The organism is Streptomyces sp. CNT360, from assembly GCF_000424785.1.
On record NZ_AUKO01000001.1, the window covers coordinates 112,427 to 128,224 of the forward strand.

At 72.3% G+C, this 15,798-nt stretch carries 11 protein-coding genes and 1 pseudogene; 4 read left to right on the top strand and 8 right to left on the bottom strand.

Annotated elements, in window-relative coordinates; translation table 11 throughout:
• Positions 1-161 precede the first annotated feature (161 nt).
• The 3 genes and pseudogenes from H297_RS0100500 to H297_RS33705 all read right to left on the bottom strand — a co-directional run bounded on the left by H297_RS0100500 (position 162) and on the right by H297_RS33705 (position 3,746).
• Positions 162-416 carry an acyl-CoA carboxylase epsilon subunit gene (locus H297_RS0100500; RefSeq protein WP_051351376.1) on the bottom strand — a complete coding sequence of 85 codons (255 nt, stop codon included), beginning with the start codon at positions 414-416 and terminating at the stop codon, positions 162-164.
• Positions 417-427: 11 nt separating this feature from the next.
• A complete protein-coding gene (locus tag H297_RS0100505) occupies positions 428-2,041 on the bottom strand; it encodes an acyl-CoA carboxylase subunit beta (protein ID WP_027735445.1) in 1,614 nt (537 codons plus the stop codon).
• A 245-nt stretch (positions 2,042-2,286) separates the two neighbouring features.
• Positions 2,287-3,746, bottom strand: a pseudogene (locus H297_RS33705) (cytosine permease).
• Between the two features lie 153 nt (positions 3,747-3,899).
• Between H297_RS33705 and ureA the strand changes: the two are divergent.
• From ureA to H297_RS0100530, 4 genes are read left to right on the top strand one after another with little or no spacing between them, the layout of a single operon-like run.
• On the top strand, positions 3,900-4,685 hold the full coding sequence (gene ureA / locus H297_RS0100515) for an urease subunit gamma (protein WP_027735446.1): 786 nt from the start codon (positions 3,900-3,902) through the stop codon (positions 4,683-4,685).
• Positions 4,682-6,382 carry an urease subunit alpha gene (locus tag H297_RS0100520; protein ID WP_027735447.1) on the top strand — a complete coding sequence of 567 codons (1,701 nt, stop codon included), beginning with the start codon at positions 4,682-4,684 and terminating at the stop codon, positions 6,380-6,382. The genes ureA and H297_RS0100520 overlap by 4 nt, the downstream gene beginning before the upstream one ends.
• Positions 6,383-6,420: 38 nt before the next feature.
• Positions 6,421-7,455, top strand: coding sequence for an agmatine deiminase family protein (locus H297_RS0100525; RefSeq protein ID WP_027735448.1), 1,035 nt, complete (start codon positions 6,421-6,423; stop codon positions 7,453-7,455).
• A 55-nt stretch (positions 7,456-7,510) separates the two neighbouring features.
• Positions 7,511-8,164 carry a TetR/AcrR family transcriptional regulator gene (locus H297_RS0100530; protein ID WP_027735449.1) on the top strand — a complete coding sequence of 218 codons (654 nt, stop codon included), beginning with the start codon at positions 7,511-7,513 and terminating at the stop codon, positions 8,162-8,164.
• 34 nt (positions 8,165-8,198) lie between these two features.
• Here H297_RS0100530 and cimA read toward each other — a convergent pair whose 3' ends face one another.
• The 5 genes from cimA to H297_RS0100555 all read right to left on the bottom strand — a co-directional run bounded on the left by cimA (position 8,199) and on the right by H297_RS0100555 (position 15,517).
• Entirely contained in the window at positions 8,199-9,812 is a 1,614-nt protein-coding gene (gene cimA, locus H297_RS0100535) for a citramalate synthase (protein ID WP_027735450.1), read from the bottom strand.
• Between the two features lie 378 nt (positions 9,813-10,190).
• The gene (locus H297_RS0100540) at positions 10,191-11,093 is read right to left on the bottom strand and encodes an FkbM family methyltransferase (RefSeq protein WP_037792444.1); all 903 of its coding nucleotides are present in this window, start codon (positions 11,091-11,093) and stop codon (positions 10,191-10,193) included.
• Between the two features lie 103 nt (positions 11,094-11,196).
• Positions 11,197-12,843 (bottom strand): alkaline phosphatase D family protein, encoded by a 1,647-nt coding sequence (locus tag H297_RS0100545; protein ID WP_027735452.1) that lies wholly within the window; start codon positions 12,841-12,843, stop codon positions 11,197-11,199.
• Positions 12,844-13,023: 180 nt separating this feature from the next.
• Entirely contained in the window at positions 13,024-14,130 is a 1,107-nt protein-coding gene (locus H297_RS0100550) for a branched-chain amino acid aminotransferase (RefSeq protein ID WP_027735453.1), read from the bottom strand.
• Between the two features lie 334 nt (positions 14,131-14,464).
• Positions 14,465-15,517: a 3-isopropylmalate dehydrogenase gene (locus H297_RS0100555; RefSeq protein ID WP_037792446.1), complete on the bottom strand. Its 1,053-nt coding sequence runs from the start codon at positions 15,515-15,517 to the stop codon at positions 14,465-14,467.
• Positions 15,518-15,798 lie beyond the last annotated feature (281 nt).

Sequence of the window (15,798 nt, forward strand, 5' to 3'; positions counted from 1 at the left end):
GAACCCTGTCCCCGGGGTTCCGGCACGCGCCTCGGTCGTTTCTCTGCCCCGTCGGCCTGCCGGCGAACCGGCTCACGCCGATCGATTCTCAGCGGATCCACTCCGCGGACCGGCCACCGCCCGGCCCGCGGGCGCGGCGGGCCGGGCGAGCCGGTGGTGGATCAGCCCTGCCAGCTGTGCGGGGCGCGGAAGCCGTGCTGTCGCTCCAGCCGGCGCCATCCGGCCTTCGTCGCGCGGGTGGAGCGCCCGTGGGCGGGCGTCCTGTCCGCGTGCGAGGAGGCGGCGGCGCGGGCCAGCAGCAGCGCGGTCACCGCGGCCAGCTCCTCGGCGTTGGCCTGGCCCTTCTCCACGCGCACCACGTCACCGGCGGTGGCGGCGGAGCCGGTACTGGCGGACTCCTTGGGGGTCTCGTTCATCTGTGCTCCCATCACTGCGGAGGGTTGCCGTGCTTGCGTGACGGCAGGTCGGCGTGCTTGCTGCGCAGCATCGCGAGGGACCTGATCAGCACCTCGCGGGTCTCGGCCGGGTCGATGACGTCGTCCACCAGGCCGCGCTCGGCGGCGTAGTAGGGGTGCATCAGCTCGGCCTTGTACTCCTTGACCATGCGGGCCCGCATGGCCTCGGGGTCGTCGGCGGCGGCGATCTGGCGGCGGAAGACCACGTTGGCGGCGCCCTCGGCGCCCATCACCGCGATCTCGTTGGTCGGCCAGGCGTAGGTCAGGTCGGCGCCCACGGACTGGCTGTCCATCACGATGTAGGCGCCGCCGTAGGCCTTGCGCAGGACGACGGAGATACGCGGCACGGTCGCGTTGCAGTACGCGTACAGCAGCTTGGCGCCGTGCCGGATGATGCCGCCGTGCTCCTGGTCGACGCCCGGGAGGAAGCCGGGGACGTCCAGCAGCGTGAGGATCGGGATGTTGAAGGCGTCGCACATCTGCACGAAGCGGGCGGCCTTCTCGCTGGCCTCGATGTCCAGCACCCCGGCCAGCGACTGCGGCTGGTTGGCGACGATGCCGACGACCTCGCCGTCCATCCGCCCCAGCGCGCAGATGATGTTGGTCGCCCAGCGCTCGTGCACCTCCAGGAACTCCCCGTCGTCGACGAGCTCCTCGACCACCTTGCGCATGTCGTAGGGGCGGTTGCCGTCGGCGGGCACCAGGTCGAGCAGCGCGTCGCCGCGCCGCTCGGCCGGGTCGTCGGTGGGCTCGGACGGCGGGTTCTCGCGGTTGTTCTGCGGCAGCAGGGAGAGGAGGTAGCGGACCTCCTCCAGGCAGCTCTCCTCGTCGTCGTAGGCGAAGTGCGCCACGCCGGAGGTCGCCGCGTGCACGTCCGCGCCGCCCAGTCCGTCCTGGGTCACCGTGGCGCCGGTCACCGCCTCGACCACGTCGGGCCCGGTGATGAACATCTGCGAGGTGTCGCGGACCATGAAGACGAAGTCGGTCAGCGCCGGGCTGTAGGCGGCGCCGCCCGCGCACGGGCCGAGCATCACGCTGATCTGCGGGATGACGCCAGAGGCCTTGGTGTTGCGCTGGAAGATGCCGCCGTACCCGGCCAGGGCCGCGACGCCCTCCTGGATGCGGGCGCCGGCCCCGTCGTTGAGGGAGACCAGCGGCGCGCCCGCCGCGATGGCCTTGTCCATCAGTTTGTGGATCTTGGTTGCGTGGGCCTCGCCCAGCGCGCCGCCGAAGATCCGGAAGTCGTGCGCGTACACGAAGACGGTGCGGCCGTGGACGGTGCCCCAGCCGGTGATCACGCCGTCCGTGTACGGCTTCTTCTCCTCCAGCCCGAAGCCCGTCGCGCGGTGCCTGCGCAGCGGCTCGATCTCTCGGAAGGTGCCCTCGTCCAGCAGCAGGTCGATACGCTCGCGGGCGGTCAGCTTGCCCTTGGCGTGCTGCGCCTCGGTCGCCTTCTCACTGGGGCCCTGGAACGCCTGTGCACGGATCGCGTGCAGTTCGGCGACGCGCCCGCGGGTGTCCTGCGCCGGAACGGCGCCCGGCGCGGCCTCGTCGGTGCGGTGCGACGGCTGGGACGGATCGGTCATGTATAGACCCTACGAAACAAGGGGCCGCATCACCGTCGTCGGATCCGTACAGTCTCCGCGGCGGATTCATGGCAGCGCTGGACAGAACCCGGGAGGGCCCGGCCGGCCCAAGCAGCGGAACCTCTCATCACAGGCCCCGGTTGCTGTGGGGACTCCACAGCAACCGGGCCGGTTACCGGAAGCGGAGGCTACCGGTTCCGCCGCCCGGCGCGGGCCGCCGCACCGCCGGACAGAAGACGGGCAGGTCAGGCGGTGGCCTTCGGCGGATCCGCCGCCTCTTCCGGCTCCGGTGTCGCGTCCGCCGCGGGCGCCTCGACCGGCGGGCGGCCCGGCGCGCCCGCCGTCACCAGCGCGAAGACCGCGGCGGTGACGGCGGCCGAGAGCAGGAAGCTGAGGTCGAAGCCGCCCAGCTCCGCCACGAGCGGACCGGTGTACAGCGGCGTGTCGACGGCCAGCAGGCCGACGCCGGAGCCGATGGCCCAGGCCACGGTGGCGCGGACGTTCCACCCTGCGGAGAACCAGTAGCGGCCGCCGACGGAGCGCCGGTTGAGGACCTGCAGCGCGTCGGCGTCGTAGACGCCCCGGCAGCGGGCGTGCCCGATCAGCACGATCACCGCCCACGGGGTGCCCACCGCGGTCAGCAGCAGCACGAAGGCCGTCATGGCGTCCTGCGCCTCCCACACGAAGTGGCCGAGGTAGACCAGGAGGGTGGCCAGCCCCGCGACGGTCCAGGTGGCCCGGGTGCGGGTGGTACGCGGGACGATGGCGTCCAGGTCGAGGCCCATCGAGTAGAGCATCAGACCGGCGTTGCCGACCGAACCGAGCGAGGCGGCGAGCAGCAGCGGGACCAGGAACCACAACGGTGCCTGCGCGACGAGGGGGCCCGCGTAGTCGGTCGCGGCGTCCACGGCGACGGCGGTGAAGGTGCCGAAGAGCTGCGGGACGAGCAGGCCCAGGACCAGTCCGCCGCAGGTCGTCAGGTAGACCCGGCGGCCGGAGTGGCGGGACGGCGAGATGTAGCGGGTGTAGTCGCCCAGCAGCGTGATGAAGGCCATCGGGCCGCTGAGCCCGGCGGCGACCACGGCCAGCAGCCATGTCGTCCAGAAGTCGCCCAGCAGGTAACTGCTCCCGGTGGGGGGCCGGGTCGTGAACTGCGGTGCGTAGGCGATCAGTCCGACGGCCAGCAGCGCCGTCATCCCGATGGCCAGCACACGGCTGAGCCTCAGCAGCAGCCGGTAGCCGTAGACGGCGCACACGGCCGTGCACACGGCGAGCACGGCGTAGACGAGCGCGTAGGCGGCGGCCGAGTCGGGCAGCCCGGACAGCCGTGCCAGGGAGCCGACCATCGCATCCCCGCCCACCCACAGGGTCAGGGCGGTGTAACCGAGCGAGAGCAGCAGGCCGAGGGCGGAGCCCAGCAGCCTGCCGCGGACGCCGAACTGGGCGCCGCTGCTGGTGGACAGGTTGGTCGCGGTACGCAGCGAGACCAGGGCGAGCGGGGCGACCGCAGGGTGCCGACGAGGGTACCCAGGACCATCGCGGAGGCGGCGGCCCGAAAGCCGAGCCCGAAGGAGACCGGCAGCCAGCCGAAGATGACGACACCGAGCGCGAGGTTGGAGCCGAGGAGGAAGCTCACGATGTCGCGGGGTCGGCTCGTGCGCTCGGCTTCGGGGATGACGTCGACGCCGTGCTGCTCGATCTGCATGGTGCTCCCTGAGAGTCCGGCACTTGTTTGAGGAGCGCTCAATCTGAAGCATGCTCAACCGTCGGGTCAATGGGGGCAACGAAGACTTGACTATTTGAGTGCTGCTCTAAATGCTGGTCGGGCATCCGCAAGGCACACGGAAGGTGGACGGACGTGCGGCTGGGGCCGACCGAGAGAGACCGCCTGCTGATCTTCGGCACCGCCGAACTGGCACGCGCCAGAAGGGCCAGGGGTCTTCGGCTGAACGTGCCGGAGGCCACGGCGCTGATCGCCGACACCGTCTGCGAGGCGGCCCGCGACGGGCTGCGCCTCGCCGACGCCGTCGCGGCCGGACGGGCCGTGCTCGGCCCCGACGACGTGCTGCCCGGCGTGGCCGCGGTCCTGGGCGAGATCCAGGTGGAAGCCGTCTTCGACGACGGCTCCCGGCTCGCCGTCGTCCCCTCCCCCATCGGTGCCGCCAGCACGGAATCCAGCACGGAAGCCACAGAAGCCACGGAAGCCACGGAAGCCACAGAAGAGGTGCCCGGCGCCATACTGCCCGCCGCACCCGGGGAGGGCACCGACGCGGCGTATGCCCCGGCGCCGCCCGAGGTGACGCTGAGCGTGCGCAACACCGCCGACGTGCCGGTCAGCGTCACCTCGCACTTCCACTTCTTCGAGGCCAACCCGCGCCTCGACTTCGACCGCGCCGCCGCCTACGGCATGCGGCTCGCGGTCCCGGCGGGCTCGTCGGTCCGCTTCGACCCCGGCGGAGTCTGCGAGGTCGGTCTCCTCCCGCTGGGCGGCGAGAGGATCGCGATCGGCTTCGCCGGGCTGGTGGACGGCCCGCTGGACGCGCCCGGCGCCCGTGCGGAGGCACTGCGCCGCGCCGCGGCCTGCGGCTACCTGGGCGCCGGGCCCGCTGCCCACCCCCCGCATCCCGAGGAGGACGAAGCATGAGCGCGGACCCGCGCGAGTACGCGGCGGTACACGGGCCCCGCGCGGGCGACCGGGTCGCGCTGGGCGACACCGGACTCGTCGTCCGCGTCGAGTCGGACTCCCAGCGCCCCGGCGAGGAGTTCCTGGCCGGATTCGGCAAGACCGCCCGCGACGGGCTGCACCTGAAGGCGGCCGCCGTCCGCGAGACCTGCGACGTGGTCATCAGCAACGTGCTGGTCATCGACGCGGTGCAGGGCATCCGCAAGGTGTCCGTCGGCATCCGCGGGGGCCGCATCCACGCGATCGGCCGGGCGGGCAACCCGGACACGGTCGACGGGGTGGACGTCGTGGTCGGCACCGGCACCTCGATCGTCTCCGGTGAGGGCCTCATCGCCACGGCCGGCGCCGTGGACACCCACGTCCACCTGCTCTCGCCGCGCATCATGGAGGCCTCGCTGTCCTCCGGTACCACCACCATCATCGGCCAGGAGTTCGGACCCGTGTGGGGCGTGGGCGTCAACTCGCCGTGGGCGCTGGGGCACGCGTTCTCCGCGTTCGACGCCTGGCCGGTCAACATCGGCTTCCTGGGCCGCGGCTCCTCCTCGCACCCCGCACCCCTGGTGGAGGCGCTGGCCGAGGGCGGGGCCTGCGGCTTCAAGGTGCACGAGGACATGGGCGCCCACCACCGCGCCCTGGACACCGCGCTGCGGGTGGCCGAGGAGCACGACGTCCAGGTCGCGCTGCACAGCGACGGGCTGAACGAGGCCCTCGCCGTGGAGGACACCCTCGCCGTGCTGGAGGGTCGGACCATCCACGCCTTCCACATCGAGGGCTGCGGCGGCGGCCACGTCCCCAACGTGCTGCGGATGGCGGGCGTGCCCAACGTCATCGGCTCCTCCACCAATCCGACGCTGCCGTTCGGGCGGGACGCGGTCGCCGAGCACTACGGAATGATCGTCTCGGTGCACGACCTGAAGACCGACCTGCCCGGCGACGCCGCGATGGCCCGCGACCGCATCCGCGCAGGCACCATGGGCGCCGAGGACGTGCTGCACGACCTGGGCGCCATCGGCATCACCTCCTCCGACGCGCAGGGGATGGGCCGCGCGGGCGAGACGGTGCGGCGCACCTTCCAGATGGCGGCCAAGCTCAAGGCGGAACTGGGCGATGCGGACGGCACCGACAGCAGCACCGGCGCGGGGGACGACAACGCGCGGGTGCTGCGCTACATCGCCAAGCTCACTCTCAACCCGGCCCTCGCGCACGGCCTCGCGCACGAGATCGGCTCCATCGAGCCCGGCAAGATGGCGGACATCGTGCTGTGGCATCCCGCCTACTTCGGGGCCAAGCCGCAGATGGTCCTCAAGTCCGGCTTCCCCGCCTGGGGTGTCACAGGCGACCCCAACGCGGCGACCGACACCAGCGAACCGCTGGTGCTGGGCCCGCTGTTCGGCGGCCACGGAGCCGCGCCGGCCGAGCTGTCGGTGGCGTTCGTCTCCCGGGCGGCCGTCGAGCAGGGCGGCGACACGCTGCCGACGCGGCGGCGCCGTAGCGCCGTCCGGGGCACCCGCGGCATCGGCCCCGCCGACCTGGTGCACAACACGAGGCTGGGCACGGTCGACGTGGACCAGCTGACCGGTCTGGTCACGCTGGACGGCGCGCCGCTGCGCTCCGAGCCCGCCGAGAGTGTCTCCCTCAACCGCCTCTACTTCCTCTGACCCCCGTCTCCTTCGAGCACTCCAAGGAACGCCCTGCCATGAGCACCGCCACGCCCGCCGCCCCGTACATGCCTGCCGAGTGGGCGCCGCACGAGCGCACCTGGATGGCCTGGCCGGGACCCAACCCCACCTTCGAGGACGCACAGGCGCTGGCCGAGGCCCGCGCCGCGTGGGCGCGGGTGGCCCGCGCCGTCCACCGGTTCGAGCCGGTCACCATGGTCGCCCGCCCCGGCGACGCGGCCGGGGCGCGCGAGCAGCTCGGCCCGGGCATCGAGGTGGTCGGCCGCCGGCTGGACGACGCGTGGATGCGCGACATCGGCCCCACCTTCGTCACCGAGGGCGGCAGGCTGGCGGCCGTGGACTGGACCTTCAACGGCTGGGGCGCCCAGGAGTGGGCCCGCTGGGAGCAGGACCGGCTGATCGGCGCGTTCGTCGCCCAGCAGGCGGGCGCGCCCATCTGCTCCTCCCCGCTGGTCAACGAGGGCGGCGGCATCCATGTGGACGGCCAGGGCACCGTGCTGCTGACCGAGACCGTGCAGCTCGGCCCCGAGCGCAACCCGGGCTGGACGCACCAGGAGGTGGAGGCCGAGGTGCACGCGCGGCTCGGCACCGCGAAGGCGATCTGGCTGCCGCGCGGGCTGACCGCCGACTACGGCCCCTTCGGCACCCGCGGCCACGTCGACCTGGTGGCCGCGTTCGTCGCGCCCGGCGTCGTAGTGGCCCACACCCAGCCCGACCCCGACCACCCCGACCACGACCTGTGCAAGGAGACGGTCGGGCTGCTGCGCTCCGCCACCGACGCGCGCGGCCGGGAGCTGGAGGTCGTGGAGCTGCCCGCCCCCACGGTGACCCACACCGAGGACGGCGAGCCGGTCGACTACTCCTACGTCAACCACTACCTGTGCAACGGCGGTGTCGTGCTGTGCGGCTTCGCCGACCCGCGCGACGAGCACGCCGCCGGGATCTTCCGCCGCCTCTTCCCGCAGCGGACGGTCACGCTGGTGGACGCCCGTACCGTGTTCGCCGCGGGCGGGGGCATCCACTGCATCACCCAGCAGCAGCCGCGGCCGTGAACCGCCCCGGTTAGGCTGGCAGGCCGGGCCGAAGGGACAGCTGAGGAGCGCGGCAGTGGCCACAGAGACGGGGAGCACACGCCCGGCGCGCGACGGTGCGCGTCCCCGGGGCGGCCGCAGGCGTGCCGCGCAGCCGCGCGAACAACTGCTGGCCACCGCCATGGAGATGATCGCCGAGCGCGGCCTGGACCGGTTGACGATGGCCGCGCTCGGCCGCGAGGTCGGCATGAGCAGCGGCCACCTCGTCTACTACTTCAAGACCAAGGACGAGCTGCTGCTGCAGACCCTGCAGTGGAGCGAGGAGCAGCTCGGGGCCGAACGGCGGGCCGCGCTCGCCCGCCGGACGCCGGTCCGCGAGCGGCTGGACGCGCTGGTGGAGCTCTACCTTCCGCACGGCCACCGCGACCCGCACTGGGCGCTGTGGCTGGAGGTGTGGAACCGCTCGCAGTCGGGCGACGACGAGGTACGCGCCCGCCAGCTGGAGCTGGAGCTGAGCTGGCACCGGGACCTGGTGGCGCTGCTGGTCGAGGGCGCGGCCGCCGGGGAGTTCGCCGCGGTGGACGCCGACCGGTTCGCCACCCGCACCCGCGCCCTCCTCGACGGCTTCGGCACCCACCTGGTGGTGGGGCTGCCGGGTGTGGCCCGGGACGTGGTGCTGGGCCACGTGCGCGACCACTTCGACCAGTCCCTGACGCCGCCGCGCACCTGATCCGGCACCCCGCTCCGTACCGCTGGAGGGGCGCTCAGTCGTGTGCCCTCACACCGGCGCGCAGCAGGCCGTAGGTGTACCCGTCGTCCAGCGCCTGCCAGGAGGCGGCGATCACGTTGTCCCCGACGCCGACGGTGGTCCACTCCGTGCTGCCGTCGCTCATGGACAGCAGCACCCGCGTGGTGGAGGCGGCGCCGTGGGTGCCCTCCAGGATGCGGACCTTGTAGTCGACCAGGTCCAGCCGCGCCAGCTCCGGGTGGATGCGCTCCAGGCCGGCCCGCAACGCCCGGTCCAGCGCGTCGACGGGGCCGTTGCCCTCACCGGTGACGACGATCCGCTCGCCCTTGGCCCACAGCTTCACCGTCGCCTCGTTGACCTGCTCCCCGTCGGGCCGCTGCTCGACGATGGTGCGCCAGGACTCCGCGCGGAAGAAACGGGGCGCGCTGCCGGCGGCGCCGCCGTGCACCTCGTCGCGGAGCAGCAGTTCGAAGGAGGCGTCGGCGGCCTCGTACGTGTAGCCCTTGAGCTCCTGCTCCTTGACGCGCTCGACCACCCTGCCCACCAGTTCGCGGTCGCCGCTCAGGTCGTAGCCCAGCTCCTTGCCCTTGAGCTCCACGGAGGCGCGGCCGGCCATGTCGGAGACCAGCATCCGCATGGTGTTGCCGACCAGTTCGGGGTCGATGTGCTGGTAGAGGTCCGGATCGACCTTGATCGCGGAGGCGTGCAGGCCGCCCTTGTGGGCGAACGCGGAGGTGCCGACGTAGGGCTCGTGCGTGGAGGGGGTGAGATTGACGACCTCGGCGACAGCGTGCGAGACGCGCGTGGTCTCTGCCAGCGCGCCCTCGGGCAGCACGCGCTTGCCGTACTTGAGCTCCAGGGCGGCCACCACGGGGAAGAGGTTGGCGTTGCCGACGCGCTCGCCGTACCCGTTGGCGGTGCACTGGACGTGGGTGGCCCCGCCGTCCACCGCGGCGAGGGTGTTGGCGACGGCGCAGCCGGTGTCGTCCTGCGCGTGGATGCCCAGCCGGGCGCCGGTGTCGGCGGCGACGGTGCGTACGACCGCCTGGATGCGGGCGGGGATCATGCCGCCGTTGGTGTCGCACAGCACCACGACGTCGGCGCCGGCCTCGTGCGCGGTGCGTACGACCTGCTTCGCGTACTCCGGGTTGTCCTGGTAGCCGTCGAAGAAGTGCTCGCAGTCGACGAAGACCCGGCGGCCTTTCTCCCGCAGGTGGCCGACGGTGTCGGCGATCATCGACAGGTTCTCCTCCAGGGTGGTGCGCAAAGCCAACTCGACGTGCCTGTCGTGTGCCTTGGCCACCAGCGTGACCACCGGTGCCTTGGATTCGAGGAGTCCCTTGACCTGCGGGTCGATCTGCGCGGGGACGCCCGCCCTGCGGGTGGAGCCGAACGCGACGAGCTGCGCGTTGTGGAAGTCGATCTCCTGCGGGGCGCGGGCGAAGAACTCGGTGTCCCGCGGGTTGGCGCCCGGCCAGCCCCCTTCGATGAAGCCGACGCCGTACTCGTCCAGGTGGCGGGCGATGGTCAGCTTGTCGGCGACGGTCAGGTTGATGCCCTCGCGCTGCGCTCCGTCACGCAGGGTGGTGTCGAAGACGTGGAAGCTGTCGTCAGGGGTCCGGAGTGTCATGGCTGGTGGCTCCTGCTGGGTTCAGTGGTTGCGGAAGGAAGCGCTCCACTTGCCCCCATCATCCCTCGCGGCGTCCGCCTCCTGCCGGGTGGGCCGGAAAACGAAAAAACCTCTCGCGGGTGCGAGAGGTCTGCGCGCGGGTCTGGGGCTCGGTGGCCGCCGCCGTGCGGGTCATTCCACGGCAGTCGGTCACTGCGGACCGGCGCGCCTGCTGCCAATAATCATGACGAACGAGGGCACGAGCGCAGTGTGGCACGAACGCACCGCCACGCCCCAACGCGTCTCACGATACGGAACCCCGTGGGACGAGCGCGGGCCGCCCCGGCGCCGGCCTTTCCCCGGTGGCGGCGGGCACCGGCATCCCGCCCTGGAGCCGTCTCACGTTCCGGGAGCCGCGGCGGCCTGCTCCGCCCGCGCCATGACGCAGTCGAACTCGACGACCCGCCCCGTGGTCTCCTCGCGCGTCACGGGATACATTCCGGTGACCCCGAAGCCGGCGTCCTCGTACGCGGCCAGGGCCTCGGCCATGCCCGGACCGCCCTCGTACAGCCGCAGCGCGGCGACCTCCGACTGCATCCCGACGAACGCGTCGATACGGTCCCCGGCACCCGCGAAGACCTCCATGTCGTAGCCCTGCGTGTCCATCTTCAGGAAGGGGCGCGGTTCCGCGAGACCTTCCAGCGCCTCGTCCATGACCTGATCCAGCCGCCGGACCCGCACCTGTGTGGTGGGGCCGGTGTCGGCGAACCGCTTGTAGCGCTGCCGCCCGTACGCACTGGGCTCCAGCAGAGAGTTCATGGTCTTCCAGCCCAGATGCATGCTCTCGACCGACTCCTCACGGCCCAGCGCGCAGGGGTGGACCCGCCAGTCGTGGTCCTGCTCGGCGACCTCGCGCAGTCGCTCCAGGGCTTCCGGGACCGGCTCGAAGGAGACGATCCTGCCCCGGTACCCGTGCCGCCGCAGCCGGGTGCCGTACTGCCCCTTGTTGGCGCCGACGTCGAAGACGCAGTTCACCCCGTAGCGGGCCAGCAGCCCGGCCACATGCCGGGCGCACGAACTGCCCGCGGCCGCCTGGGGCAGGCCCCACGTGCCCGCCGGAGCGTCCGGCCGCCCAGCGGAGGTGGCCGCCCGCTCCCTGCCGACCAGCCACGCCCCCGCACCGGCCCTTCTCGCGGTCCAGCCGCCACGCCGGGAGATCACGGCAGCTCCCGGGCCCAGGTCGAGGACCTGCACACCGAGCCGGGGCAGCGTGGCGAGCACCTTCCTGAACAGCGTTGCCATGTTCAGACGCTACCTACGTCGCTTTCGCCCCTGTCAACCTTCCGGCCCCCCTCAGCCGGGCCGCCGCGGGGGCTCCCCTACCGGGCCTCCGGACGGATCCTCCTCACACCTCCCGCAGTCCCTGCGCGCCCACCTCGGTGACGAAGGAGGCGGCGGTGCCGACCGGTGCTCCGGGTTCCGTCACGGCGGAGACCGTACGGAAGTCGGCCCGCCCCTGGCGCTTGTCCAGCCGCACGGTCACATAGCCGCGGCGGCCGTTGTAGAACCTCATGTGCGGGTTCGCGCCTGTGTAGGCGTCGTGGTCGGCGGGCTTGTCCTCGCCGTCCTTGCCACTGGTGACCGAGGTGGCGACGATCTCGGTGCCCATCGTGCGGGACTTCTGGTCGCCGAAGTCGCGCTTGATGTCGTACGCGTACCCCTTGTGCACGTCCCCGGTGAGCACCATCAGGTTCTCCACGCCGGCCGACTCGGCGCCCGCCAGCAGCCGCTCGCGAGAGGCCGGGTAGCCGTCCCAGGCATCCATGCTGACCTTGTATCCAGGGGTGTCGTCGGTACGGCGCTCGCAGAACGTCACCTGCTGCGGCACCACGTTCCACAGGGTGTCCGACACCCGCCAGCCGTCGATCAGCCAGCGCTCCTGGGCGGCGCCCGTCATGGTGCGCCGGGGGTCCTCGGACTCGGGTCCGGGGCGCTGGGCGCCGTCGCCGTAGGCCTGGTCCGAGCGGTACTGGCGGGTGTCGAGGATGTCGAACTGGGCCAGCTTCCCGAAGCGCAGCCTGCGGTAGAGACGCATGTCGGAGCCGTGCGGGCGCTGCGGGCGGCGCAGCGGCTGGTTCTCCCAGTACGCACGGTAGGCGGCGGCCCGGCGGACCAGGAAGTCCGTGGAGGAGCCACCCTTCTCGGGGGTGTCCCCCGCGTAGTTGTTCTCCGTCTCGTGGTCGTCCCAGGTGACCAGGAACGGGTGGGCGGCGTGGGCGGCGCGCAGGTCCGGGTCGGACTTGTAGAGCGCGTACCGCAGCCGGTAGTCCTCCAGCGTCACCGTCTCGCGGTCGAAGAGCGCCGGCACGGTGCGGTCGGTGTACTTGCGGGCGCCGCCGTGCGCGTCGACGGCGTACTCGTACAGGTAGTCGCCCAGGTGGAAGACCAGGTCCACGTCCTCCTCGGCGAGGTGGCGGTGGGCCGTGTAGTAGCCGTCGTGGTACGCCTGGCAGGAGACGGCGGCAAGCCGCAGCTCGTTCAGGTCGGCACCGGCGGCGGGCGCGGTGCGGGTGCGGCCGACGGGGCTGGTCCAGCGTCCGGCCCGGAAGCGGTAGTAGTACACGCGGTCGGGGCCCAGACCCTCGGCCTCCACGTGCACCGAGTGGTTCAGCTCGGGGTGCGCGGTGGCCCGGCCCCGGCGGGCGGCGCGGCGGAAGCGGCGGTCGTGCGCGATCTCCCACTCGACAGCGAGACGGGCCGTGGGCAGTCCGCCGCCCGTCTCGTAGGGCTCGGGCGCCAGCCGGGTCCACAGCACGACGGCACCGGGCAGCGGGTCGCCCGAGGCGACACCCAGCGTGAACGGGTCGGACTTCACCGCCGTCCGCGCGTCCGCCTCGGAAGCCCGGGCGCTGCCCGGCAGGTCGGTGGCGAAGGCCAGCGCGGCCGCGGCCGATGTGACGGTCAGGAAGCGGCGGCGGCCGAGTGCGGCCGCCGCCCTTCTCCTCTCCTGCTGGCTTGCCTGCTCCTGCGAAGACACCTGGAGGTGCGGCATCGGGGATCTCGGCCTTCCGGGAGGCGATCGATGACACCGCCGATCCCAGCCGGGCCGAGAGGCCCCGCAGCCACGGAAGCACGACTCCGGCATGTCAGGTACATGTACACAGAAGCGGTTCCGGACGTACCGTGACACGCCGCCCGGCCGGCCCCCGGCACGCCCGGCAGCAGTACCCGCTCAGGAACCGAGTGTGTGCATCCAGCCGTGGGTGTCCTCCGCCCGGCCGGTCTGGACAGCCAGCAGGGCCTCACGCAGCTTCAAGGTGATCTCCCCCGCCGAACCGTCGGCGACCTGCCACCCGGCGCTCGTGGACTTCACCTCGCCGACGGGCGTGATCACGGCCGCCGTCCCGCAGGCGAACACCTCGGTGATCGAACCGTCGGCGTTCCCCGCCCGCCACTCGTCGGTGGTGATCCGGGCCTCCCCCGTCTCGTACCCCATGTCGGCGGCGATCGTCAGCAGCGAGTCCCGTGTGATGCCCGGCAGCAGGGTGCCCGTGAGGGCCGGGGTCACGATCCGCGCGTCCGCGCCCGAGCCGTAGACGAAGTAGAGGTTCATGCCGCCCATCTCCTCGATGTGCCGGCGCTCCACCGCATCCAGCCAGACCACCTGGTCGCAGCCGTGCTCGGCGGCCTCGGCCTGGGCCACCAGCGAGGCCGCGTAGTTGCCCGCGCACTTGGCCTCCCCCGTACCGCCGGGCGCCGCACGCACGTACTCCTCCGACAGCCACACCGAGACCGGCTCGACGCCGCCGGGGAAGTAGGAGCCCGCCGGGGAGGCGATCACCATGAACGTGTACTGGCTCGCCGGCTTGACGCCCAGCCCCACCTCGGTGGCGAACATGAACGGCCGCAGGTACAGCGACGCCTCGCCCTCACCCGGCACCCACGCCTTGTCCTGGCCCACCAGCAGGTCGCACGCCTCGATGAACGTCTCCACCGGCAGCTCGGGCATCGCCAGCCGACGGGCGCTGCGCTGGAAACGGCGCGCGTTGGCGTCGGGGCGGAAGACCTTCACGGAGCCGTCCGGCTGCTGGTACGCCTTGAGCCCCTCGAAGATCGACTGCGCGTAGTGCAGCGTCATGTTCGCCGGGTCGATCTGCAGCGGCGCGTACGGCTCCAGCCGTGCGTCGTGCCAGCCGCGGCCCTCGGTCCACTGGATGGTCACCATGTGGTCGGTGAAGTACCGGCCGAAACCCGGGTTCGCCAGCACGGCCTCGCGCTCGGCGTCACCGAGCAGCTGCGCGGCGGGCTTGAGGTCGAATTCGATACGGGGCGTCGTCATGTCCGCGTCCTTCGCTCGTACGTGTTGCGGACCTGCCCCGACGACCCGGGAGAGCGCCCGCTCTCCCGGTCGCTCCCCTGGCTGCGGCGCGTACTGCTCGGACGTCTGAGTACTCCCTCATGGGGCGGTCCCTCACCCCCGATTATCGCGCGGGGGTCAACCGTTCTCGGACGCGGGTACGACCCCGCGCCCACGCCGCTCGCCCGGAGGCCGCCGCCACGCTCCCCCGCGGGCGCCGGACCCCTCGGCGAGGGCGGGCACACCCTTGAGGACCGCCGATGCCCGCCGGAGCGCCGACGGTCCCCATCGCGCGAGGTCATCCATGCCGGGTCGGTCAGGCGGCCACGCGGGCGGCGAGCGCGTCGCCGATCTCGTCGGTGGTGCGGGACGTCCCGCCCCGCTCGGCCAGATCCGCGGTGACGGCCGCGTCGATGCGGTCGGCCTCCGCCTCGAAACCCAGGTGGCGCAGCAGCAGCCCGACGGAGAGCACGGTGGCTGTCGGGTCGGCCTTGCCGGTCCCCGCGATGTCCGGCGCGGATCCGTGCACCGGCTCGAACATGGAGGGGAACTCGCGGGTCGGGTTGACGTTCCCGGACGCCGCCAGGCCGATGCCGCCGCTGACGGCCGCCGCGAGGTCGGTGATGATGTCACCGAACAGGTTGTCCGTGACGATCACGTCGAACCGCGCCGGGTCCGTCACCAGGAAGATCGTGGCCGCGTCCACGTGCAGGTAGTCGGTCGTCACCTCGGGGAACTCCCGGCCCACCCGGTCGAAGGTGTCCTTCCACAGGTGGCCCGCGTGCACCAGCACGTTGTTCTTGTGCACCAGCGTCAGCTTCTTGCGCGGACGCGCCTGCGCCCGCGCGTACGCGTCGCGCACGACCCGCTCCACGCCGTACGCGGTGTTGACGCTCACCTCGTTGGCGACCTCCTGCGCAGTGCCCTTGCGGATGGTGCCGCCGTTGCCGACGTACGGGCCCTCGGTCCCCTCGCGGACCACCACGAAGTCGATCTGAGGGCGGCCGGCCAGCGGCGAGGCCGTGTTCGGGAACAGCTTCGAGGGGCGCAGGTTGACGAAGTGGTCGAAGGCGAACCGGAGCTTGAGCAGCAGGCCGCGTTCCAGTACGCCCGAGGGGACGGCCGGGTCGCCGATGGCTCCCAGCAGGATGGCGTCGTGGCGCTTGAGCGCTTCCAGCTCGCCGTCGGTGAGGGTCTCGCCCGTCGCGTGCCAGCGGGCGGCGCCGAGATCGTACTCGTGCGTCTCCAGTTTCACGTCCTGCGGGAGGGCGGCGGTGAGGGCTTTGAGGCCCTGGGAGACGACCTCCGGGCCGATTCCGTCGCCCCGGATCACGGCGAGGTCGATGCTGCGAGGGGTTACTGGTGACATGCCGCGCACCCTAACGGCTGTCCCACCCCCTGACACGCCCGGTCCGCATTCCGGACCCTCAGTCCCCTGCCCCCTTCTCGTGCACTCCTGCTCACTGGCACCGGGTCCCCAGACCGCCCGCCGACTTCCGCGCCGGTCAGAACGCACCACAAAGCCGCGCGAAAGCCGCCGGACGGTCTGGGGTGGTCTGCCCCAGGGGCGTTCCCACGAAGTAAACGAGCTGGAGCTCTTTCGGAAGGGGGCTCCTGGGGGTGTGGGGGTCCCCCCGGACGGAGTCCGGG

What these genes read in the sequence shown, in the direction of transcription:
- H297_RS0100555 (WP_037792446.1), bottom strand. Translation starts at nt 15,517, where the DNA reads ATGTCACCAGTAACCCCTCGCAGCATCGACCTCGCCGTGATCCGGGGC.
- H297_RS0100550 (WP_027735453.1), bottom strand. Translation starts at nt 14,130, where the DNA reads ATGACGACGCCCCGTATCGAATTCGACCTCAAGCCCGCCGCGCAGCTG.
- H297_RS0100540 (WP_037792444.1), bottom strand. Translation starts at nt 11,093, where the DNA reads ATGGCAACGCTGTTCAGGAAGGTGCTCGCCACGCTGCCCCGGCTCGGT.
- H297_RS0100500 (WP_051351376.1), bottom strand. Translation starts at nt 416, where the DNA reads ATGAACGAGACCCCCAAGGAGTCCGCCAGTACCGGCTCCGCCGCCACC.
- H297_RS0100545 (WP_027735452.1), bottom strand. Translation starts at nt 12,843, where the DNA reads ATGCCGCACCTCCAGGTGTCTTCGCAGGAGCAGGCAAGCCAGCAGGAG.
- H297_RS0100505 (WP_027735445.1), bottom strand. Translation starts at nt 2,041, where the DNA reads ATGACCGATCCGTCCCAGCCGTCGCACCGCACCGACGAGGCCGCGCCG.
- cimA (WP_027735450.1), bottom strand. Translation starts at nt 9,812, where the DNA reads ATGACACTCCGGACCCCTGACGACAGCTTCCACGTCTTCGACACCACC.
- H297_RS0100520 (WP_027735447.1), top strand. Translation starts at nt 4,682, where the DNA reads ATGAGCGCGGACCCGCGCGAGTACGCGGCGGTACACGGGCCCCGCGCG.
- H297_RS0100525 (WP_027735448.1), top strand. Translation starts at nt 6,421, where the DNA reads ATGAGCACCGCCACGCCCGCCGCCCCGTACATGCCTGCCGAGTGGGCG.